This window comes from Paenibacillus tabacirhizosphaerae, from assembly GCF_040812395.1.
Lineage (GTDB): Bacteria > Bacillota > Bacilli > Paenibacillales > NBRC-103111 > Paenibacillus_E.
This window is the reverse complement of record NZ_JBFNXH010000010.1, coordinates 188,570-208,929: the sequence shown is the minus strand read 5'-3', so window position 1 is coordinate 208,929 and position 20,360 is coordinate 188,570. Positions and strand designations below refer to the sequence as shown.

The following is a 20,360-nucleotide window of genomic DNA, read 5'->3' as shown; positions in this document are numbered from 1 at the left end:
AAAAGACATCCGCCCCCTAAAAAATGGAGGTAGATGTCTTTTTTGCAACTTATGCGAGACGCCGTAAAAAAACATAAGTTCTTCAGTGGCCTCGGGTGAACGAGGTGCTCTTTTTCATTGTCCGACAGACGTGATGACCATCATCCGTTTTCGTCCGAAACGATCGTAGATTGGACATCGACGGGTATGAGGACGGCTCCAGCAGAATTGGTAACAGCTTGCCGTAAGATAGAATTTACACCCGAAAGATTAAGAATATGATACAATATTACCAAAAAATAGGGGGTATCTTTTTGGCCGCGCAGCGCTTTGCATATTTAGATCATTTACGGGTGTGCCTGACCATTCTGCTTGTGGTGTTTCATACTTCAATTGCTTATGGTGCAGCAGGCTCATGGATATTGGAGGATGTCGATAAAAGTCATGTCAATGGGACGATGGTTCTTTTAACGATATTCACCGCCGTGTGCCAATCGTTTTTTATGGGACTTTTCTTTTTCATTTCTTCCTATTTCATCGCGCCATCCTTTGAGAAAAAAGGAGCTGCCAGATTTATAAAGGACAGGCTTATCCGCTTGGGTATCCCTCTGCTCCTGTATTACTTTCTGATCGGCCCGATGACGGTGTGGTTTGCCAAGTTTCGCGATCAACAAACGGCAGCTGAATTTTACAAGGCTAACGTCTGGAGTTTCCGGTGGACGTTCTTTGGCCCGGCCTGGTTCTTAGAAGCTTCTATTTATTTTGCATTGCTGTATGTGCTCTACCGATTCATAGTCAGAAAAAGCAAGAGAGCAAAGGAATCCATACCATTTCCTAGCGGAAAGAAATTGCTGGCCGCAGCAATTGCCATTGGTCTTATTGGTTTTATAGTGCGATTGGTATACCCGACTGGAACGGGGCCTTTGGAGCTGCAGCTTGGCTACTTCCCCTCGTACATTGTGCTTTTCATTGCAGGTATTATTGCGCAGCGGCACGGGTGGTTGACACAAATTCCGGAGAAATTAAAACGAGTCTGGAAATGGACTTCAATCGCAATGATTCCTATACTGCCGCTAGGATTAGTTTTTACTGGCGCATTAGATGGACCCTTGCATGTTGAAGGCGGCTTCAACGCTCAAGCTTTCTTTTATGCCATGTGGGAGCCATTCGTATGTTTCGGTATCGTGATCACGCTGCTTTCCTGGTTTCAAAAATGCTTCAATACCCCCAGCGGCTTCTCCACATGGTTATCCGAACATGCCTATACCGTCTATCTGATACACCCGCCGATTATCGTAGGCTGGACGCTCGTATTTCACGGAGTGGCGCTTCCGGCGATGATCAAATGGATACTGGTTTCGGCGCTTTCCGTTGCCTTTTGTTTGGCTGCGGCAGGGATCATCCGAAAAATTCCATATGCCAAAAAAGTGCTCTAGGCGCATATCGCGGTGCTTTTATGACCATGCTTAGGGTGGTGCGTGCACGATAAAATGCTTACATGCCTTGTTATGTTATCATTTTTTTTCTATACTTAACAATGACAAATGCATAATGGAGGTATCTTAGTGGCAAACATCAAGATGGGCATAGTAGGGTATGGTAATTTAGGACGAGGAGTCGTTTCTGCGATTCGTCAGAACCCGGATATGGAGCTGGTCGGCATCTTCACGCGCCGTGATCCGGCATCGATGAAAGGGGAAGGCAATGTGCCTTTTTACTCCGTTTCCGATGTTGAGCAGTTTAAGGGACGGATTGATGTTTTGATTTTATGCGGAGGTTCGGCAACGGATTTACCGGAGCAGGGGCCATTTTTCAGCAAAATGTTCAACACGGTAGATAGTTTTGATACGCATGCGAAAATTCCGGACTATTTCGATGAAGTGAACCAATCGGCCAAGCAATCCGGCCAAGTGGCTGTCATTTCCACCGGTTGGGATCCCGGCATGTTCTCCCTTAACCGACTGATCGCACAATCCATCCTGCCTGAAGGCAAGGAGTATACGTTCTGGGGGAAAGGGGTCAGCCAGGGCCATTCCGATGCGATTCGTCGCGTGGAAGGCGTGAAGAACGGCGTGCAGTATACGCTGCCTTCCTCAGAGGTGATGGGGCAAATTCGCAGCGGGCATACGCCAGAGCTGTCGACCCGCGAAAAGCATACGCGTGAATGCTTCGTCGTGGCGCACGAGGGCGCGGATTTGGAACGGATTAAGCAGGAGATCGTCTCCATGCCGAACTATTTCTCCGACTATGACACGACCGTTACCTTCATTACGGAAGAAGAATTGCAAAAGAATCATGCTACGATGCCGCATGGCGGATTTGTTTTCCGCAGTGGATTGACTGGTTCAGGCAGCAAGCAACTGATCGAATATTCCTTGACGCTGGATAGCAATCCTGAGTTCACAGCAAGCGTATTAGTCGCTTATGCACGAGCTGCCTATCGCTTGAACCGAGAAGGCCAATCGGGCGCGCGCACAGTATTCGACATTGCGCCTGGTTATTTATCCCCCAAATCGCCGGAACAGCTGAGGAAAGAATTGCTGTAATTCCCTAAAATGCGAAACGAGCCTTGGAAGCGATTCTAAGGACTCGTTTTTTTTCTAATCAGAGTCTCATAATTAAATAAGTATGTTTAATAAGTAAACATGCTATAATAAAAAGTATTCAGAAGGTATAGGAATGAGAAAGGTTGCCGGGTATGCAAGTATTTGAAGACTGGAATCAAAAGGTGAAGAAGACGTTTAATGCAACAAGCAATCAAGTTGTTTTGACGGTTACTGAGGCGGGTCGATCATTAGGCATTTCTAAAGATCAGATGAAAGTATATGTGGAAAAAAACAACCTGACCAAGGTTCCGATCATGAGAAGCGTTCATAGGTATCTTTTGTTAAAGAGTGAAATAGACGAGATCGTAAGCAGATCGTAGAGTTGTAGTTGAATAATCCGAATGGAAGTCAAGACGGGAGACCCTAGAGAAGGGCTCCCGTTTTATTTTGTCTATACTTGTGCCATTATCCACAAATTTATGCACAATCCCCACAAGCATCAAAGCCTTATTGTGCATAACTTCCCCCAATCATGTCAACATATCCACAGCTTTAGATATCCACAATCATTTTTTACTATTGAGTTTTGGTGCTTTCTTGGCTTTTGAGCAAGTCAAACGATATCGGCGTCCATAGGCTTTGCCGTAAGCGACGATTTTACGAATGTTGCGCTTATCTGTGAGTTTCGTGAATGGACACGGATCGGGATGCGTGTTCACCTCCAGAATCCAAGGCTTCATGCTGCGATCAATCGCTATATCAAGCCCCAGTTCATTCATGGCCGGAAAGTGGCGGCTGAACTGCTTCGCAGTCCTATGCGCGATCGTGTTCATTTGTTTCAGCAATGCTGCCGTTTTGTTAGTCCCGGCCAAAGGATGAAGCAGATCGGCCGGAGAGAAAATGGTACCGCCCTGGCTCCCATTCGTTACAGCTTTATGGGGATGAGCGACGCGCGCTGCGGTTCCTGTACATTCCCATCTGCGAGCAGGATTTTTCTGGATCATGACACGAAAGTCGAAGGGGCGTCCTTCGTACCTCAAGACGTGAATACCCTTCTGAATGAGGTAGCGCCTTTTGCCAATTCTGCTCTTTAACGATTGATAGAAGGCTGGGAAGGTTGAAAATTTATACGCGCGTACTCCGCTTTGATATCTATATAAGCCTCCTTTCTTCTCTACACGTATGACGCCGATTCCACGTGATCCTGTATCTGGTTTGACATAAAGCATGGCATAACGTTCCAGCATGGCTAATAAACGACTGCGTGTAAATTTACGTGTGGCTGGTATATGTCCGGCGAGTTTTTCATCGTTCAACACGATTTTGGTTTTGAACCATTTACTCGAAACTCGTGTGAGTTTCCTGTTCATATTGTATCCACCCTTTCTTCTGTGCGAATCTCTTGCAGTATACGGAACAAGGCGGAAGTAGGTGCTGGTTGGTTGAACCCCGTAAAGGTGGAGCGCATATGGTAGGTAGTGGGGAAAGGGGGAAGGGTTGATGTCGACGCAGAGTGAGCTAAAGGAAATTGTCGAAAGGATGTCATACAGCTTCCCGTGGTACGATCCAGAGCTTGACGGGAATAGCGGAAATGAGGGGATTGTTCTCGAAAAGCTGCCGCTAATGACAGCATCTAAGCTGGAAACGCATTATTATACGGCAGATAACCCGATGGAGCAGATCAACGAGTTGAACCGTTACCGAACTTCTGGTACAAGTTCTAATCGCCGCAAAACAATCTTCTATTCCGAATCGGATGAAGCGGCTTATCTGGGCATTAAGCTCGATGTGTTCCGGGCGATTCTTGGAACGGGCGGCTTTCGGACGGCCATGGCGGATATGGGTACAGGTCATGCGGAAGCGACAGCTGTTGACGTGTTCCGTCGTTTGGGCATGGAAGTGGAGTCCCTTTCTTTTCGTTTGCCGGTAGAACAACATATCGAACGATTAAAGGATTTTCAGCCTGAGGTGCTGTATACGATGCCGTCCATTTTGGAGCGGATTTTGCTTGCTTCGGAGGAGCCGGCCTCTTACGGCATTCGCCATGTCATTCTGGTTGGCGAGATTGCTTCACCGGGCTGGATGCGGCGAGCAGCGGAACGACTAGGCATCGGCGTGGAACAAATAACGGACACGTACGGTTCTATCGAGATTGGGACCATCGCGTATTTCTCTCATGAGCATGGACGCTACGTAGTTGTTGATGGGCTCATTGCCGAAGGGATAAGCGCGGAGGGGCTTGGAGCCGACATGGACCCATTGCCGGATGAGGAGCAGGTGCTTGTACTAACATCGATGGTGAGGGATTCGTTTCCCGCCCTGCGTTATGTGACTTACGATGTTGTACGCGACTTACGCCCCATAGTAGTGGAAGGAACGCTCAGGCAGAGCTTTCAGAGCATTGTGAAGAGAATAGGGCCGGACTTGAAGCACGGAGAAAAAATTAGTATCTACGATATTGAAGACGTGGTATACCGTCACTTGGGCGATGCCAGTGTTCGCGTAAAGGTGGCGGGCAATGCGCTGCGGGTTTATGTTTATGGCTCGCAGGTGGTGGATCCGTCGTTGCTGGAGCGCGTCCGCAGCGATTTGGAAGAGCGAACGCCGGAGATCGGCATGATGATCCGGTCAGGCATTCTGGAGGGCATTCAAGTGATCGGGAGCAGCTTCGATGATTCGCTTCACCGCAGCTCCGTTAAACATAAAAAAATCGTATACGAATGAAGGAGGAATGCACATGAAGCTCGAGGGAGGCATCGTCGAAGCGATTGGCGGCACGCCGCTTATCATGCTACGGCGATTGTTCGAGGCGGAGCCTTTCTTTGTCTACGGGAAGTTGGAGTGGATGAATCCTGGAGGTAGCGCCAAGGATCGACCAGCGATGTATATGCTCAGGGAGGCCATCCGCCGAGGTGAGGTTACAAGCAATAGTGTCATCATCGAGTCCAGCTCAGGCAATCTGGCGATCAGCTTAGCGCAGTTGTGCTGTTATCTGGGGCTTCGCTTTATTTGTGTAGTGGATCCACGCACGACGGAACAGCATAAACAGATTATTCGCAGCTTTCGCGGAGAAATTGATCTGGTTACGGAAGCGGATGCAGCGACAGGGGAATTCCTGCCTGCACGCATTCGAAGAGTAGGCGAATTGCTTAAGATGATTCCACACGCTTATTGGACCAACCAGTACGGGAACCCGGATAACGCAATGGCCCATTCAGAATCAACAATGAGCGAAATTGGGGATCAGCTTGGGCCCATTGATTATTTGTTTTGCGGTGTTAGCTCATGTGGAACGATCAGAGGCTGCAGCGACTATATTCGAAAGCGACAGTGGTCTACTAAGATTGTAGCCGTGGATGCGGAAGGGAGCAGCATTTTCGGCGGGAAGAAGGGTCCGCGAAGGTTTCCGGGTTTGGGTGCCGGCATAACGCCGGGGCTCCATCGAGATGATGTGGCGGATTACGTAATGTATGTGAACGAAAAGGATTGTGTTCGAGGTTGCCGCGACTTGGTCGAGCGAGAGGGCATTTTGGCCGGCGCATCGGCTGGAGGCGTGATTACGGTAGTCCGCCGGATGAAAGACAGCATCCCTGAGGGATCGGTGTGCGCCGTTATCCTCCCTGATCGCGGGGAACGGTATCTGAGCACGGTGTATAACGATGATTGGGTGCGGGAGGAACTGAATTTCGACCCCCGTTCCGCGCATGGAGGATAGCCATATGATTTATTTACACGATCGTCATATCCGCCAGATTGGAATCGACTGGGGGAAGCTGGCGGGCATCATTAAAGAGGTAGTCAGCATCAAAGATAGAGGGGATTGCGCTCATCCCTTGAAACCGTATCTGCGTTTCCGCGAGCCGTCGAACCGTATCATTGCCATGCCTGCCTATGTTGGCGGTTCTGTGAATATGTCCGGGATCAAATGGATTGCGAGTTTCCCTCAGAATTACCAGCTGGGGTTGCCCAGAGCCCATAACACCATGATCCTTAATGATCCTGCAACGGGCGAGCCAGTCGCTTTTTTCAAAAGCGGATTGCTGAGCGGTCTGCGAACGGCAGCAGTTAGCGCTTCGATGCTAGGCGCATATGTTGCCGCGAAGGAGCTTGCTGAACTGCGTTTGGGGATTATCGGCTGGGGGCCGATAGGCCGGTTGCATCTCGAAATGTGTGCGGATCTATTCGGCGATAGGGTGAAGCGAATCACGTTGTATGATTTGAAAGGGATCGACCCGGACACGATACCTGAGGCTGTCCGTGCCATAACAGATATAGCCAGTGATTGGCAAGAGGCCTATAGGGAAGCTAATGTCATTGCCACCTGCACGGTCGCTTCTGAGCGGTATATCGATGAATCGCCACCGGCAGGGGCGCTGCTGCTGAACGTATCGCTTCGGGATTATAAGCTTGAAAGCGTAGCGGATGTTAAGGCAATCATCGTTGATGATTGGCAGGAGGTATGCCGTGAAAATACGGACGTGGAACAAATGCACATCCAGCGCGGCTTGGATGAATCCGAGGTCCGTACGTTGTCAGACGTCCTGTGCCGTGACGGGTTGAATGCGTATGGTGCTGACGAGCCGGTGTATTTCAATCCGATGGGCCTGGCTGTATTCGATGTCGGATTGGCGGCTTATTACTGGCGGGAAGCATCACGTCTTGGGATAGGTACCGTTCTGGATACCGGCGAAGAATCCTGATCGCTGTGAAGCTGATTCGCAGGGTGAGCACACCAAAGATCCTTCATCGGAGTTTCGAAGAAGGATCTTTGGCGTGAGGTTTCTTCTTCCTGCTCGACGGAACTTTCAGTATTTTAAAAAAGCCGATGCTTCTAAACCCTATGGCACTTTTCGTGCAACACTGTTGAAAAAGTCTTTCGATAAATCATTCATTGCACTTCCCGAATCTCTGAGTAATTGAAAATGGATAGCTCGTTAATTTTTATCATTCTTAGAAAATCCCAAAAGCCTGGTGTGGCATCTAGGTCGTATCGATGAACGGCTTCAACAATTTTCAAACAAACTTCCTGTTTAAGATCAGCTCGTTCTTGAAACGGTGTTTGATACATCGATTGATCTAGTTTCGGCTTAAACATCACGATTATGGATTTCATGGCATCGTGATCATTTTTCTTCGCCTTTTTAATTAATATAGCAAGTTTATCCATAAAAAAAGTCTCCTTTCAAATCTTACAATTAATTGGTGAATGAAGCACTAGCTTAGATTTTTATTGATTCTCGCAATTTTTTTAATGCGTTTTTTTTCATTTTGGTGACGGCTTGTTGGGAGACAGCAGTATGATTGGCAATTTGAGTATCAGAAAGATGATTAATAAATGCCAGCGTAAGGATCGATTTCTCTTTCGGTGTTAGTACTTGGATGGCCTTAAATAGTTTGGAATCCGAAAATTGATCCTCCAGTTTATTACTTTTGAGCTCATATATAGTTTCTGGATCACCATTTTCCTGAGGTATTGATTCTTTAATGCATAAGTTATCATTATTTAAGTCTGGTAAGGGTTGGTCAAGAATAAGCAACGATTTGCTTTGTATTCTTCTTTGTTTTTTATCGAAATCAATTGAACTGTAATGAATCAAAGTCGATATGTATTTGGTGAGTCGTAGTTCCAAATAGAATTCTTTAAACGCTTGATCTAATTGATTTTTATTAGATTCGTTGGGGTTACTCAGCACATTGGAAAATAAATTCATATTAGCTTTATTTTTAAAAAAAGATTGCATTATTGGATGTTGTATTAACGTTTGGTAAGCAGTGCTTTCTAAATAAGGGCATTCAACTTCAGAATCATTCATTAACCTTTTCCTCCTTACTTTTATTTTGTAAAGTGGAAAATATAGTAAATAAAACAACCTATAGGAACACTTGTTCCTAATTATATTCTGTTTTAAGCAAAATTGTTTCAAAATTATCTATATATTGACATAGTTGCGAATAAAATATGTAGAAAGTCCTCACCTGTTCTGCTTATAACAGAAAAAGTGAAGACTTTTCAAGTGATCCCCATTAATCATTCAGGGGAATTTATGTGATTTATTCTAGCAATGCTCTGGGTTAAAACCACAGTTACAAATTTGTATACCATTTTTTTTATAGCAGTCTGTCTCTATTCTTTTTAAGTGGTATGCATATTTTTCACAAACTTCTTGGTAAAATGACACATCTTCAGGATGGGAAAACTCGATTCGTTTACTTAAATTTAATAGTTCTATTTTTATGTTACGGTGTCTATTTCTCCAACTAAGCAATTCCTCCATTTTTTTATCCCCTCTCAGTATACTGTACTGTACTTATACATAACAGTGAGCGGAAGATTTGTTTACACAACCCATCTTAAGTACATCATCATTTATGTTAAGCGGACGTATGGTTACCAAAAGCAGGAGGGCACCTTCTTGAGTCACTTCTAAAAACTTTTGCTATAAGTATCAGAAAAAGCCGAAAGGATATTTTCTAAATTAGGTTGTAGTTTCTTAAACAACAATTACTTTATCAATTATTACATCAGTGGGGGTATCGCCAAGTGGTTAGGGTTAAGGTCTGCAAAACCTTTATCCCCGGTTCAAATCCGGTATCCCCTTTATCATTAAATTTAGGAGGAAATGTAATGGAGAAGAAAGTTTTGATTCATACCAGAGAAAACTGTATATATTGCCAAAATATCAAAGAGTGGATGAACACACACCAAATTAATTTTGAGGAAGTCACAGTAACCGAAATTAAGGACATTCAACTTTTAAATGAAATAAAGGGAGTGCCTTATACGATTGTTAGCAACAACGGAGAAAGAGAAGTTATTAAAGGGTTTAACATTGGTTTGTTGAGTGAATTACTTTTGAGCTAAATAAGTAGAGTTGGTCAAAGAAATTTAGATCAGTCTAAAGTGATGTTAGATTGCCTTAGAAAGGATACATTCTTTAGTACAAGCCGCGTATTATTAAAAAGATTAGTAACTTTAGCTAAGCGGAACAACTATGGATCATATCCTTCAAATAGAATGTATATCTATAGTGACAACCGGTAACCTGGAAAAATGGCTTTTTTAAAGCGTGTCATGAGAAAGAATAGCTTTACAGGGGGCGTAATTTACGCTCCTTTTTACTTTTGAGAAGGAGGAATGATTATGGGGGAAATGAAAAAAAGCAAAAAAAATAAAGTATTAGTAATAGCTGTCGGTCATCTTCCAACAAGTGAGGGTGTCATATGAATCTAGAAAGCATTTTATACATTATTTTTGGAGTGGCACTTTCCCAGGTATTGAGATTTATTTTAAAAAACAAAAAAACAAATCAAAACATTTTACTTGAAGAACGTGCCGCCCTGCAAAAAGAACATACACAGTTTCGCAAAGAAATCTTACATGAAATAAATCGCCTTCAGGATGAGCTCCATGAAAATAAAAAACAAATCAAGGTACTAGAAGATGAACTTAAGCAATTACACATTGAAAACGCTCATCTTAAAGCTGAAAACGAAATTTTAAAGCATAAGATCGAAAGTTTAGAGAAAAAATAGAAGGTTGGATTATCAAGAATGAAACCACAAGACTTTTTTGAAGTATACACTCCCATTGTTATGAAGGAATATCAAGCCACGCCGAGAGAGAAGCGTGTTTTGTGTTCTATTACCTTATCCCAAATGGTAGAAGAAACAGAATGGGGTGAAAGCAGGCTCTTTATAGAGAAAAACAATGCATTTGGTATTAAAGATAGTAGTGACGGGAAATGGACCACAAGAGAGTTTATAAACGGTATATGGATCAAGATTCAAGATGGATTTAAGTCCTTTGCAAGCGTATACGACAGTGTCATGTACCATACGGATTTAATTAACAGGCTTAGCCTTTATAAAGGTATTCCAGGAAATGAAGATCCTGAAGATGTAGCCAGAAGGCTTACTGGAACATGGGCAACTAACCCAATGTATGGGAATAATCTATTGGATATATGTCATAAATATTCATTATTTAGTGTAGACGAATTAGTGAAAAAGGGAGGAGACATCATGGAATTAGTGGACTATCAGTGGACAATGTTGGATGAAATCATAGGTAGCTATTATAACGAAGGAATAATAACGGAATGGGCATGGGTGGAGAAGGTAAGAAGCAAAAATTTAACACAGTCTGAATCTATATTCTTACAATGGGTGCTATTGCGAAGCATGGTTGCTGGCCGGTCAGAGTAATTGGCTAGATGCTGATTATTTGGGAGCGATTGGCGGCGGAGTAAGTTTACGGAGTTGTTTTTATATTTTCTGTGTTCTCTTTATGTAGAAATAGGTGTGTGACACGGTTGATACCAGCCTACTATTCTAATTTTAAATAAAGGAGATGATATAAATTGAAAGAATCGAAAAAAATCTTTTTGATTCCCTATGAATTCAAAGAAACATTGACTCATAATACCGAGATTCCTCGAGGAGTAGATATGGTGGGCGCTACAAATTTATGGAATAAAGATGTAATGGGTGAAAATGTGGTAATTGCGGTCATCGATACTGGATGTCAGATCGATCATCCTGACTTAGTCGCTAATATCGTAGGTGGGAGAAATTTTACACCTGATTATGATGGGGATGTCGACAATTATGATGATAACTTGTTACACGGAACACATGTAGCTGGAACAATAGCTGCCTCCTTAAATAATAGTGGGGTGGTGGGCGTCGCACCGAAAGCAAAATTACTTATATTAAAGGCTATTTCAATAAGTGGGCATGGCTCTTATGACTATTTGATTGAAGCGATTATTTATGCTGTACAATGGCGCGGAGAATCAGGTGAAAGAGTAAGGATCATAACAATGTCTTTAGGAGGATATAAGGATGATAAAAATTTACATGAAGCTATAAAACTTGCATGTAAAGAAAACATACTCGTTATTTGCGCTTCTGGAAATTTAGGGGATAACGATTTAGAAACCGATGAAATCATGTACCCAGGATATTATGAAGAAGTTGTTGAAGTAGGTGCGATCGATTTTGATAATATGCTAGCGCCTTTTTCTAACACAAACGGTCAAATTGATTTGTACGCGCCTGGTGTAGGTATTATTTCAACATCTCCCCAAAATACATATGCTGAGATGTCTGGTACATCTATGGCAGTCCCCCATGTTGCAGGTGCCGCAGCATTAATAATCAGTAAATTTGAAAAAATGACGTCAAGATTTATGGAAGAACACGAGATATTTAAAGAGCTCTGTAAAAATACCCAATTGCATAATAATTTTAAAATTTTATCTCTGAAATAGGTTGTAAAAATGATAGTGGTCTACTCTTTCTAAGGTATAGGGTGCTAACAAAATTTAGCAAATTGCAGCATCCTGGATTAAATTACTGCAGAATTTGATCCGAAAATTGAAATCCAAGGAGGATGGGGATCTATGAGTAGTGAGTTTTATCAACGAGAATTAAGTCAGGTAGAAAAAAAATATCAAACGAAGAGTCTAGATACGAACAAAGATGTTAAGCGGATCATTCAATATTTTGTTAAAGAGGGATTTATCAAAAGAGAGAACATTCAATTCGAGTTGAAAAAATCTACTCAATTACAAACTGAGGATTTAGCGGGAACCGTTACAGAAGTTGTACTCACAGATGATGTTTCCATTTGGTATAGTAATTTCCGACACCTCGATTATCCAGATATTATCGAAAAGGTAACGGGCACTCTTGTAAAGAATAAGAAGGAGCACCAATTTGAGGTTGAAAATGGTGCAGTGAAGCTCGTAAGAGAAGGGGAAGTGATTGAAACCATCAGTGAGAACGATTCGGTCACCCCTCAAGATAATTGTTTCGTTCATGGTAATTGGTGTGGTCCTGGCTGTAGTGGTCCTAGTGCACCTGTTGATGCAGTTGACACTTGCTGCATGATTCATGATCAGTGCTATGCTACGAACGGTTACTTTAATTGTCAATGTGATTGGAATCTTTTAGATTGCTTAAAGGGGAAATCTGGCTGGGCCGCGTTTGTGGTTAGGACATATTTTGCTGCAGCGCAAATTGCAGGAGCTTGTAGCTAAATAAAGAAGTGTATATAGTTAGTACTAAGAGGCCTGGTGCATTACATTGCACCAGGCCTCTTTGCACAAAAATATCTTTTTTTGTATTTATGGTCCGAAAAATAATGTTCCAAAGAACATAAACATAAAAAATAGAAAAAAAGTAAAAATATTTAGTCCTAAAAGAATTTTATCTTTGATAGAATCTGTTCTTTTTAATGCAATACTTACAAATATAATACCTATTGGAGGTAGCACCCAGGTAGACATTATTCCAATTCCGTCAAACCACTGACCATGATGGATAAATAAACCATCTATAGTAAATAGGGTAATTGTTACCACGAATGTTCCAATAGCAAAAAAGCGTAGCGTAGTTAGACTCAATTTATCACACAACCCTTCCATTTTATAAATTCGACTTCAAACTGAACAACATGGAACAAGGGGAAGTGAACATGAGGATCTGTTATAATTAATGAAAATTAACTAAAATTCCCCCAAAATAAATATTGGTTTTTTTTACATTATATAGTTGATATTGTTTTTTATCAATTTAATAACTTTATTCAGAATATTAATCAATCCCGGAACATGATTAGTGACACAATGAGTTATTGGTTTTCAGAACCACAAGTTCAATGCGGCCGTATTATTCACTCAACTTCCGCAACTCTGAAATGGCTGATACTCCTTGCGGTTGTAAGGTTTAAGTGCATATATTCTTTCTCTTGAAAAAAAAACTTTTCGTTTGGTATCATGGAAGTGCGTCTGACCAGTCTCGTTTTTCTTCTGTTTTTAATTCGGTGAACTCCTTTGCTAAGCAGGGGTTCGCAATTCTTTTGGCCTACCTGCACTCGCAGTTTTTCAGTTACTCTTTTCACTTGTTTTTGGGTTTGCCTACTGGAATAACCGTAGTATTTCGCTACCAGGCAAAGATGTCGTCTTCCGCTTCTTGAATCATCTCGGTTTTGTTTGGCGGGCTTTTCTTCATTAACTCAGTTTGATTGTGGTTCGGCCGTTTACATCACTTGCATCAGCCAAGAGTGAAAAAGTGTTCATTCTAGATGACTCTACCCTCGCGAGGCGGTGATTTCGTCGCCGAGCGGGAAGATGTTCAGTTTGGCGAAATGCCTCCACGCCAGAGGGAGGAGTACGGCAATCCATGGCAGCAGAGCATAGACATCGTGCCATCTTCGGCTCCATAAGCTGCCGGACATCCACAGCAGCGCCATGTTGATGTCGCTCGGGTGCCGGACAATCAAGTACTGCGTGCCTGCTTGAAAGACGGCGCCTAACGCAACGCCTACAAGAGCAAGGGAAGCGGGACTTAAGGTTAAGCGCCTGCTTAAGAGCAAGAGCAGGATGAACGCTGTGAGAGCGCCGGCGAAGGCCGCGATTGGCAGCAGGAAGCTGGGCGCTTTGGGAAATAAAAAGATAACTGCCGCTGCGGTAAAACCGGCCCCCTTGGTAATACCGGTGACATCGGGACTGGCCAGTGGATTCCGCACTAGACTTTGGAGTATCACGCCGCCGACGGCCAAGCCGAACCCCGCTAAAATCCCGACAAGGATGCGCGGCAGGCGAACCTCATTGACGATGAATAAGGACTTATTCTTCTCATGCAGCAAGCTGGCCCAAATATCGTGGAAAGGAACCGGGACGGCGCCTACGCGAACGGATAGGATGGCCAAGAGAATCAGAATACCCAATGCAGCAACCAGAGCGAGAACCTTCTTCCTCATTTGGCACCTCCTTGTTTTCGGGCTAAATAGATGAAGAAGGGAGCCCCAATGGCTGAAGTGATAATGCCGACAGGAGACTCGTATGGAAATGCAACGAACCTGCTGATGAAGTCCGCATAAACCAGCAAAGCTCCGCCGAGAATTGCGGTTAATGGAGCTAGGACAGCCAGCTTATTTCCAACCAAGGCTCGGGCAATATGCGGGACGATCAGGCACACGAATCCGATCGGACCGCAGAGGGCAACGGCCGACCCGGCCAGAACGATAACGAGCAGCACACTGATCGCGCGCACTGCCATGAGGCGTTGGCCGAGCCCGAGGGCAATCTCATCGTCCACCAACAACAGGCGAAAGGAAGGGAGCATGATGCCGAAGAGCAGCAATCCTCCTAAGAAAAATGGAAGAATCATCCGAACATCCGTCCATACGGCATGATTAAGTGACCCGACAAGCCAGAAAATCATGCTGTCCGTAGCCTGTTGATTCAGGATAATGAGACCTTCTGTCAGTGACGCTAGCAGGAAATGGATCGTAATTCCCGCTAGCGCCAGACGGATATATTGTTTGTAGCCTTTGCCCGCGAGCGACCATACCAGCACAGCACCTAGGACGGCCCCAACGAAGGCAAACAGAATGTAGCCCATGTTGGTCAAACCCGCGATTGCCACAGATCCGAACACGACCGCTAAAGCCGCACCGGCATTAATGCCGAAGATGTGAGGAGAAGCGAGCGGATTTTTCGTGGTAAGCTGAGTCAGCAGTCCGGCCAAGGCCAGTTGGATGCCGACGATGCAGGCCATAAGCGTGCGAGGCAAGCGGAGCGTTTGGATATACAAATGCGATTTATCATGCCCTTGGTAGGTTAAAGCTTCGAATAAAGTCTGCCAGGAGGTATAGGCTTGGCTCCATTTCAAACTGCAGATCATGCCAATGACCAATACCACGCTGCACGCAGAAAAAAGGAAGAGCAGAGTCCTTGTACGGCTCTGCTTTCTGAATGAAGGTATCATCATGGGGCTACTCTCCCAAATTTTTTACAATATCCTCGAGTATTTTTTCGGATCCGAGCAGTCCCCGGGATAAGGACCAGTCGCGTCTTTCCACAGTAAATACTTTATTGTTGGCGACAGCGTCAATTTTTTTCCATATAGGAGTCGTTTCCCATTGCTTCACGATGGTATCTTTCTCGGTCGGCAGCAAGAACAGCGCCTGCGGATTCGATTCAACGAGCTGCTCCAAGGTTATCTGTGGATAAGCCGCACTGTTTTTCACCGGATCCGTAAAGCCTAACATGGCCAAAAAGGAACCGCTGTAGGAGTGATCCGAATGGGCGAAGAAGCCTTTGGGATTCACAACGGCAGGAACGACGCGAAGGTTCGTGGATTTCAATTTCTTTTTCAATGTATCCACTTTGGCTTGGTGCTCGCTTAAACGTTTCTTCCCTTCCTCTTCTTTCCCGACGGCTTTTGCGACAATCACATAGTTCTTCAGCATTTGGTTGTAGTCGGCTTGGAAATCGTCCAGAACGAGAACAGGTGCAATGGCTTTTAGTTGTGGAATCGCATTTTTGTGCTTGTTAATATCAACGATGATGAGATCGGGTTGCAAGGAACTAATTAATTCGATGTTAGGCTCGTAGCGGGAACCGACGGATTTGTAGTTGTTTAACTGGCTTTTCACGGAATCCATGAATAAATCCGGGCTGCTGTCATCGGCTACGCCAATTGGCTGTACGCCGAGCGTCACCAGCATGTCGGTAAAGCTGAATTCCATGGCGACAATTCGCTCAGGCTTCTTGGGCAGCTCGACGGTTCCTGCCGCATCTTGGACGGTAATTTTGCCGTCCGCCGGTGTGGAGGCCGGCTTCGTGCTGGCTTGCGCTGGCGTTGTGGCTGAGGTGGCTTCAGGCTGACTATTCGTCGACTTGCCGCAAGCAGCAAGGCTGATAGCAAGTAGGCTTATCAAGGCAAAACTGAACATACGCTGGATCAAAACTTTCATTTCTTCTCCCCCTGCAAATGATTATTATTATCAATTGGAATCATATCGAATTATATTCGTTTCGAACATATCAAATATGAAGATGGGGCATGTAGCTTTTTCAATGCGAAGCGTATGTAAATAATGGGTCATTGTCGTTCCCGTCAGCTTTTTGAATAAGACGGTGTAATGACCAACGCTTAAACCTGCTCGCCTGGCAAGCGTGGGTAACGTAAGGTCCACCATATAATGTTCGTTCATATAGGAGAGAGTCTCTTCCATGGCTTCAGCCGTGGACTTCTTATTCTCACGTGTTAGATAGGATTCGTAGAGATAGATGAATAGAATGCGCTCAAACATGAGCCGTTTTCTGAATTGATGGGCGGCTTCTTCCTCGGCCGAATGCATGTGAATGTCGTGCGTTGTGCGAATCAATTCGTCAACCATGTAATGAATTTTATATTCGCTGGTCGTAGTGAGCGAGCCATGCAGCGTCCAAGGGCTGTTCTCAGGGAGCAGGCGATAGGTGAAGACGGTATAGTCGACTTCTTTTTTTAGCTATATACTGATAGTGACATAGTTGCACGTTCCTGCACAAGTGAAAAAAGCTGAGAGCATCCACGCCATCAACGGGGATATTCTCAGCTTTTTTTGTTGGATTGGTTAGCAGAAGCATTCCGGCTCGGCTGCCGGCTTATCGCTAGCCGAATGTGCAACATGGGGCTGCTCGCCCGATGCCTCGAACGAGATCAGGGCATGCGTGGCGTGACTGAGTACAGCGCCAGCACGCGTAGAAGCGGCCACTAGAACCGCCTCGAAAATCTCTTTCTGCGTGCCGCCCAGCGCCTTGCATTTCTTGACGTGCACATCGATGCAATAAGGGCATCCGGTCACATGGGCGACAGCTACAGCGATTAGCTCTTTCATCTTCGGAGGGATCGCATGCGATTCTTCATAAACATCCTTTTCGAAAGCTAGAAAGGAAGTTGCGGCTTGTGGAGCCAGCTTCATAAGCTCAGGAATACGTTTTAGATTGGACGGGTCGTAATAAGGGTTCATGGTTATAGCCTCCCCATAGAATGTGGTGCTGCAAGTATGATTGTAGGGGAGTAGGGCCGAATGTTCCGTGATAAAGTCACAAAGGATGATCTAGGCTATGTTGCAATTGTGCACGGTTTAGAATCGTGATCTGTCCGCGGCTTAAAGCGAGCGTCCCTTGTGCGGCGAAGCTTTTCAAAATGCGTGTAATAACCTCGCGGGCGGTGCCGATTTCAACGGCTAGCTGTTCGTGGGTCATGCGCAGGGCTGGGGTCTGCTGCCTGTTGGATTCCACAAGTAAATATTCCGCAAGACGATAAGGAATAGACTGGAAAGCAACTTTATCCAGCAGCGTCGTGACCGTCGTCATGCGTTCCGTAAATTGCCGATAAATAAACTGTCGAACGGATGGATAAGCGCCCATCCAGTTATGAAACATCGTCACGGAGAGAAGCAGCACTTCCGTTTCTTCTTCAACCGAGACACAAGCTTCGTAAGGGATATCCCCCAAAATGCTGGCCATCATCAGCACACAGCTTTGGCCGCTGTACACGCGGTAAAGGGTAATTTCTCTGCCTGTCGGGCTAATTTGGTAAACGCGAATCCAACCGCTAACGATAAACATCGCATGCTGAAAAATATGGCCTTCGCGGATCGCGTGTGGGGTGGATGGGCTGATGGCGAGTATATCGGCCTCTTGCCAAGCGCTGTCAGGAATTCCAGCAAAGCAAGGATAGGCTGCTTGAATGCGTTCGATATCATGAGGTTTCATTCGAATCTCCTTGAATGATTTGGCGCTGCGATAAGATATCAGATGATGACCGATGGTTACTTGCATTCTACCGTTTTGTCGGATATCTGTCTAATGGTGAATTTCTGTGAAAAGAATGCTGAATTCCATCATTTACCCTACCTGATAGGAGCCTGATCATCACATAAACGAAGTCTAAAAAGTGGCATATTAGTAAGAGGCTACACTTGCTCACGAAATTGAACAAATCCACTGATATCAAGGAGTGAATCTGAACTCATGAACTGCATGCGTATCCTGGCGATGGTAATGGTCATGCTTTTGGGACAAGCCTCGCTCGTGTCTGCCGATGGGTCCTATCATTTTGGATTTAAAAAAAGCTCGAAAGGCCAGCGTCCTTCTATTGATGAAGAAGGGTTCAAGGATCTTTTGAAGAAATACGGCGCTATCTTCACCGGAGATCTTACCGTTAAAGAGCTGTACTTGACCTTCGATAATGGGTACGAGCAAGGCTACACCGGTAAAATATTGGACGTGCTGAAAGAGAAGCAGGTGCCTGCGATTTTCTTTGTGACGGGGCATTATATTAAAACCGAACCTGCATTGCTCAAGCGCATGGCGCTGGAAGGCCATCTTATCGGCAACCATTCATGGAGCCATCCAGATATGAGTCAAATTTCTGCGACCCGCATTCAAAAAGAGCTGGACGACGTCAAAAATGGGGTCAAAGCCATCACCGGGCAACAGGAGATGCGCTATCTTCGAACACCGAGGGGCGTGTTTAACGGGCAGTCATTAGCGGTGAGCAAACAGCTCGGCTATACGAATGTGTTCTGGTCCATTGCCTACAGAGATTGGGAGCCGAAGAACCAGAAAGGTTGGCAGCACGCCTACAACAATGTCATGGCTCAGCTCCATCCGGGGGCTGTCATCCTGCTTCACTCCGTTTCCAAAGACAATACGGAAGCTCTTGCCAAAATTATTGACGATGCCAGAGGGCAAGGCTATCAGTTTAAGAGCCTGGATGAGATGCAGATCCGAACACCCTAGCTCCAGGTGTGTAAAATAGGGAAAACTCCTTAGCGCTGGTCGTCCAGACTAAGGAGTTTTTATTTGGCTTAGGCTTTTTTTGTGAGATAGTTTTCGATGGTGGATTCCGATTTCTTTTGTTGCAGCCACGCGTTGGACAGGGTTGAAATTTGTTGATTCGTCAATGTTTCTTTAATTTCCTCTTTCTTTTCATCCAATGTCGGTGTGGAGGCAACTTTGTGATCCGTTACTTTAATAATGTCATAGCCGGCACTTGTTTTCACGGGTTCGCTCGTACCGCCTGCAGATAAAGCGAAGGCCGAAGCGGCTACAGCTTCTTCCAATTTCCCGCTGGATACATATCCAAGCTCGCCGCCATTGTCTTTGGTAGCTGTGTCTGTGGATTTATCCTTAGCCAGCGCAGCGAAATCGCCGCCCGCTTTCAGCTCTGCGGAAACGGCATCAGCCTCTTCCTTAGTGGCTACGGAGATATGAGAAGCCTGCACTTGTTCAGGCACTTTCAAGGACTCGAGGTTGTCATTATAGTACTTTTGAATGTCCTCATCCGTTATATTGACTTGCGGTAACAGCAGCTTTTTTAATAGCACTTGGGATTTCATATTTTTTTTAAGATCGTCCAGGGTCATACCGTATGAAGTGAGCGTTTGTTGAAACTCGGCATCGGAACCGAAAGAGCTCTGAACCGAGGCAAGCTCTTCGTTAATGTCGGCATCAGTCACTTGAAGACCTGCTTTTTGGCCTTCTTGATTAATAATCTCATCGCTGATCAAAGCATCAAGCGTTTGTGCGCCGCCGCTGGTGACCATGGCCTCATAGAGTTGGTTGGTGCTTATATTGACGCCATTCACCTTGGCGACGGCTTTTTCGGCTTGCGCGCTTTGGAGGACCGGCGGGTAGAAGACGGCATAGACGATCAAGCTGAGCAATAATACAGAAGACACCCATATCCATTTGCGATCTGCTTTCTTGATGTTCATTGTAGATCTCCCTTCTTGTTCTGTGTGATTTGGATCTGTGTATCATTATGCCTGTCGTTTCTGAAAATGAGTTGAAGATTAACTGAATGTAGGGTTAAACCTTATTTTGGCACATGTAATTACATTGCACACAAATTAATTGTTGACAATTTAAATTGTGGTTGTTATTATTCAGTTATAAACATTGCTAAAAATTAAATTGTAGACAACTTAAATTGCGGGCGACAATGAGCTAAGCAAACTATCAATCACTAGCGATTGGCAGAAAAGGA

Annotated in this window: 23 protein-coding genes and 1 tRNA gene; 13 read left to right on the top strand and 11 right to left on the bottom strand. The window is 44.8% G+C overall.

Annotated elements, in window-relative coordinates; all coding sequences use genetic code 11:
• Window positions 1-293: 293 nt before the first annotated feature.
• The 3 genes from ABRS97_RS18555 to ABRS97_RS18545 all read left to right on the top strand — a co-directional run bounded on the left by ABRS97_RS18555 (window position 294) and on the right by ABRS97_RS18545 (window position 2,905).
• Entirely contained in the window at window positions 294-1,415 is a 1,122-nt protein-coding gene (locus ABRS97_RS18555) for an acyltransferase family protein (RefSeq protein ID WP_367816357.1), read from the top strand.
• 108 nt (window positions 1,416-1,523) lie between these two features.
• Window positions 1,524-2,525: a diaminopimelate dehydrogenase gene (locus tag ABRS97_RS18550; RefSeq protein ID WP_367816356.1), complete on the top strand. Its 1,002-nt coding sequence runs from the start codon at window positions 1,524-1,526 to the stop codon at window positions 2,523-2,525.
• A 152-nt stretch (window positions 2,526-2,677) separates the two neighbouring features.
• On the top strand, window positions 2,678-2,905 hold the full coding sequence (locus ABRS97_RS18545; protein ID WP_367816355.1) for a DNA-binding protein: 228 nt from the start codon (window positions 2,678-2,680) through the stop codon (window positions 2,903-2,905).
• A 186-nt stretch (window positions 2,906-3,091) separates the two neighbouring features.
• Here ABRS97_RS18545 and ABRS97_RS18540 read toward each other — a convergent pair whose 3' ends face one another.
• Complete coding sequence (locus ABRS97_RS18540) at window positions 3,092-3,895, bottom strand: YheC/YheD family protein (protein ID WP_367816353.1); 804 nt, start codon at window positions 3,893-3,895, stop codon at window positions 3,092-3,094.
• 130 nt (window positions 3,896-4,025) lie between these two features.
• On the opposite strand from ABRS97_RS18540, the gene ABRS97_RS18535 reads away from it, so the two are divergent.
• The 3 genes from ABRS97_RS18535 to ABRS97_RS18525 are packed head-to-tail and all read left to right on the top strand — an operon-like array spanning window position 4,026 to window position 7,225.
• A complete protein-coding gene (locus ABRS97_RS18535; protein ID WP_367816352.1) occupies window positions 4,026-5,249 on the top strand; it encodes a phenylacetate--CoA ligase family protein in 1,224 nt (407 codons plus the stop codon).
• A 13-nt stretch (window positions 5,250-5,262) separates the two neighbouring features.
• Window positions 5,263-6,240, top strand: coding sequence for a 2,3-diaminopropionate biosynthesis protein SbnA (sbnA, locus tag ABRS97_RS18530; RefSeq protein WP_367816350.1), 978 nt, complete (start codon window positions 5,263-5,265; stop codon window positions 6,238-6,240).
• 4 nt (window positions 6,241-6,244) lie between these two features.
• Entirely contained in the window at window positions 6,245-7,225 is a 981-nt protein-coding gene (locus ABRS97_RS18525) for a 2,3-diaminopropionate biosynthesis protein SbnB (RefSeq protein ID WP_367816348.1), read from the top strand.
• A 188-nt stretch (window positions 7,226-7,413) separates the two neighbouring features.
• On the opposite strand, the gene ABRS97_RS18520 is transcribed toward ABRS97_RS18525, so the two are convergent.
• The 3 genes from ABRS97_RS18520 to ABRS97_RS18510 form a co-directional block, all read right to left on the bottom strand.
• Complete coding sequence (locus ABRS97_RS18520) at window positions 7,414-7,692, bottom strand: helix-turn-helix domain-containing protein (RefSeq protein ID WP_367816346.1); 279 nt, start codon at window positions 7,690-7,692, stop codon at window positions 7,414-7,416.
• A 52-nt stretch (window positions 7,693-7,744) separates the two neighbouring features.
• Window positions 7,745-8,338, bottom strand: a complete 594-nt coding sequence (locus tag ABRS97_RS18515; RefSeq protein ID WP_367816344.1) for a sigma-70 family RNA polymerase sigma factor — start codon at window positions 8,336-8,338, stop codon at window positions 7,745-7,747.
• Between the two features lie 243 nt (window positions 8,339-8,581).
• Window positions 8,582-8,800, bottom strand: coding sequence for a hypothetical protein (locus ABRS97_RS18510; protein WP_367816342.1), 219 nt, complete (start codon window positions 8,798-8,800; stop codon window positions 8,582-8,584).
• 252 nt (window positions 8,801-9,052) lie between these two features.
• On the opposite strand from ABRS97_RS18510, the gene ABRS97_RS18505 reads away from it, so the two are divergent.
• The 6 genes from ABRS97_RS18505 (at window position 9,053) to ABRS97_RS18480 (ending at window position 12,568) form a co-directional block, all read left to right on the top strand.
• Window positions 9,053-9,123, top strand: a tRNA-Cys gene (locus tag ABRS97_RS18505).
• 27 nt (window positions 9,124-9,150) lie between these two features.
• Window positions 9,151-9,387: a glutaredoxin family protein gene (locus tag ABRS97_RS18500; RefSeq protein ID WP_367816340.1), complete on the top strand. Its 237-nt coding sequence runs from the start codon at window positions 9,151-9,153 to the stop codon at window positions 9,385-9,387.
• 359 nt (window positions 9,388-9,746) lie between these two features.
• On the top strand, window positions 9,747-10,058 hold the full coding sequence (locus tag ABRS97_RS18495; RefSeq protein ID WP_367816338.1) for a hypothetical protein: 312 nt from the start codon (window positions 9,747-9,749) through the stop codon (window positions 10,056-10,058).
• Between the two features lie 18 nt (window positions 10,059-10,076).
• On the top strand, window positions 10,077-10,730 hold the full coding sequence (locus ABRS97_RS18490) for a glucosaminidase domain-containing protein (protein WP_367816336.1): 654 nt from the start codon (window positions 10,077-10,079) through the stop codon (window positions 10,728-10,730).
• Between the two features lie 155 nt (window positions 10,731-10,885).
• Window positions 10,886-11,797: a S8 family peptidase gene (locus ABRS97_RS18485; protein WP_367816334.1), complete on the top strand. Its 912-nt coding sequence runs from the start codon at window positions 10,886-10,888 to the stop codon at window positions 11,795-11,797.
• Between the two features lie 132 nt (window positions 11,798-11,929).
• Complete coding sequence (locus ABRS97_RS18480; protein WP_367816332.1) at window positions 11,930-12,568, top strand: phospholipase A2 family protein; 639 nt, start codon at window positions 11,930-11,932, stop codon at window positions 12,566-12,568.
• Between the two features lie 1,052 nt (window positions 12,569-13,620).
• Here the strand turns inward: ABRS97_RS18480 and ABRS97_RS18475 are convergent.
• The 6 genes from ABRS97_RS18475 to ABRS97_RS18450 form a co-directional block, all read right to left on the bottom strand.
• Window positions 13,621-14,292, bottom strand: coding sequence for a FecCD family ABC transporter permease (locus ABRS97_RS18475; protein ID WP_367816330.1), 672 nt, complete (start codon window positions 14,290-14,292; stop codon window positions 13,621-13,623).
• Window positions 14,289-15,305, bottom strand: coding sequence for a FecCD family ABC transporter permease (locus tag ABRS97_RS18470; RefSeq protein ID WP_483312474.1), 1,017 nt, complete (start codon window positions 15,303-15,305; stop codon window positions 14,289-14,291). The genes ABRS97_RS18475 and ABRS97_RS18470 overlap by 4 nt, the downstream gene beginning before the upstream one ends.
• A gap of 4 nt (window positions 15,306-15,309) precedes the next feature.
• Window positions 15,310-16,293: an ABC transporter substrate-binding protein gene (locus tag ABRS97_RS18465; RefSeq protein ID WP_367816328.1), complete on the bottom strand. Its 984-nt coding sequence runs from the start codon at window positions 16,291-16,293 to the stop codon at window positions 15,310-15,312.
• A gap of 30 nt (window positions 16,294-16,323) precedes the next feature.
• Window positions 16,324-16,707 (bottom strand): hypothetical protein, encoded by a 384-nt coding sequence (locus tag ABRS97_RS18460; RefSeq protein WP_367859124.1) that lies wholly within the window; start codon window positions 16,705-16,707, stop codon window positions 16,324-16,326.
• Between the two features lie 228 nt (window positions 16,708-16,935).
• A complete protein-coding gene (locus ABRS97_RS18455) occupies window positions 16,936-17,331 on the bottom strand; it encodes a carboxymuconolactone decarboxylase family protein (protein ID WP_367816324.1) in 396 nt (131 codons plus the stop codon).
• A 76-nt stretch (window positions 17,332-17,407) separates the two neighbouring features.
• Window positions 17,408-18,082 carry a Crp/Fnr family transcriptional regulator gene (locus ABRS97_RS18450; protein ID WP_367816323.1) on the bottom strand — a complete coding sequence of 225 codons (675 nt, stop codon included), beginning with the start codon at window positions 18,080-18,082 and terminating at the stop codon, window positions 17,408-17,410.
• 282 nt (window positions 18,083-18,364) lie between these two features.
• Here ABRS97_RS18450 and pdaA point away from each other — a divergent pair, with 282 nt between their 5' ends.
• Window positions 18,365-19,111: a delta-lactam-biosynthetic de-N-acetylase gene (gene pdaA, locus ABRS97_RS18445; protein ID WP_483312477.1), complete on the top strand. Its 747-nt coding sequence runs from the start codon at window positions 18,365-18,367 to the stop codon at window positions 19,109-19,111.
• Window positions 19,112-19,179: 68 nt separating this feature from the next.
• Here pdaA and ABRS97_RS18440 read toward each other — a convergent pair whose 3' ends face one another.
• Window positions 19,180-20,088: a peptidyl-prolyl cis-trans isomerase gene (locus ABRS97_RS18440; protein ID WP_367816321.1), complete on the bottom strand. Its 909-nt coding sequence runs from the start codon at window positions 20,086-20,088 to the stop codon at window positions 19,180-19,182.
• Window positions 20,089-20,360: the final 272 nt, after the last annotated feature.

Bases quoted from the DNA above. Each gene is read 5' to 3' on its own strand.
- ABRS97_RS18535 (WP_367816352.1), top strand. From the start codon at position 4,026: ATGTCGACGCAGAGTGAGCTAAAGGAAATTGTCGAAAGGATGTCATAC.
- ABRS97_RS18495 (WP_367816338.1), top strand. From the start codon at position 9,747: ATGAATCTAGAAAGCATTTTATACATTATTTTTGGAGTGGCACTTTCC.
- ABRS97_RS18515 (WP_367816344.1), bottom strand. From the start codon at position 8,338: ATGAATGATTCTGAAGTTGAATGCCCTTATTTAGAAAGCACTGCTTAC.
- ABRS97_RS18475 (WP_367816330.1), bottom strand. From the start codon at position 14,292: ATGAGGAAGAAGGTTCTCGCTCTGGTTGCTGCATTGGGTATTCTGATT.
- ABRS97_RS18455 (WP_367816324.1), bottom strand. From the start codon at position 17,331: ATGAACCCTTATTACGACCCGTCCAATCTAAAACGTATTCCTGAGCTT.
- ABRS97_RS18545 (WP_367816355.1), top strand. From the start codon at position 2,678: ATGCAAGTATTTGAAGACTGGAATCAAAAGGTGAAGAAGACGTTTAAT.
- ABRS97_RS18470 (WP_483312474.1), bottom strand. From the start codon at position 15,305: ATGATGATACCTTCATTCAGAAAGCAGAGCCGTACAAGGACTCTGCTC.
- sbnA (WP_367816350.1), top strand. From the start codon at position 5,263: ATGAAGCTCGAGGGAGGCATCGTCGAAGCGATTGGCGGCACGCCGCTT.
- pdaA (WP_483312477.1), top strand. From the start codon at position 18,365: ATGGTAATGGTCATGCTTTTGGGACAAGCCTCGCTCGTGTCTGCCGAT.
- ABRS97_RS18525 (WP_367816348.1), top strand. From the start codon at position 6,245: ATGATTTATTTACACGATCGTCATATCCGCCAGATTGGAATCGACTGG.
- ABRS97_RS18480 (WP_367816332.1), top strand. From the start codon at position 11,930: ATGAGTAGTGAGTTTTATCAACGAGAATTAAGTCAGGTAGAAAAAAAA.
- ABRS97_RS18450 (WP_367816323.1), bottom strand. From the start codon at position 18,082: ATGAAACCTCATGATATCGAACGCATTCAAGCAGCCTATCCTTGCTTT.
- ABRS97_RS18550 (WP_367816356.1), top strand. From the start codon at position 1,524: ATGCATAATGGAGGTATCTTAGTGGCAAACATCAAGATGGGCATAGTA.
- ABRS97_RS18540 (WP_367816353.1), bottom strand. From the start codon at position 3,895: ATGAACAGGAAACTCACACGAGTTTCGAGTAAATGGTTCAAAACCAAA.
- ABRS97_RS18520 (WP_367816346.1), bottom strand. From the start codon at position 7,692: ATGGATAAACTTGCTATATTAATTAAAAAGGCGAAGAAAAATGATCAC.
- ABRS97_RS18500 (WP_367816340.1), top strand. From the start codon at position 9,151: ATGGAGAAGAAAGTTTTGATTCATACCAGAGAAAACTGTATATATTGC.
- ABRS97_RS18440 (WP_367816321.1), bottom strand. From the start codon at position 20,088: ATGAACATCAAGAAAGCAGATCGCAAATGGATATGGGTGTCTTCTGTA.
- ABRS97_RS18465 (WP_367816328.1), bottom strand. From the start codon at position 16,293: ATGAAAGTTTTGATCCAGCGTATGTTCAGTTTTGCCTTGATAAGCCTA.
- ABRS97_RS18490 (WP_367816336.1), top strand. From the start codon at position 10,077: ATGAAACCACAAGACTTTTTTGAAGTATACACTCCCATTGTTATGAAG.
- ABRS97_RS18510 (WP_367816342.1), bottom strand. From the start codon at position 8,800: ATGGAGGAATTGCTTAGTTGGAGAAATAGACACCGTAACATAAAAATA.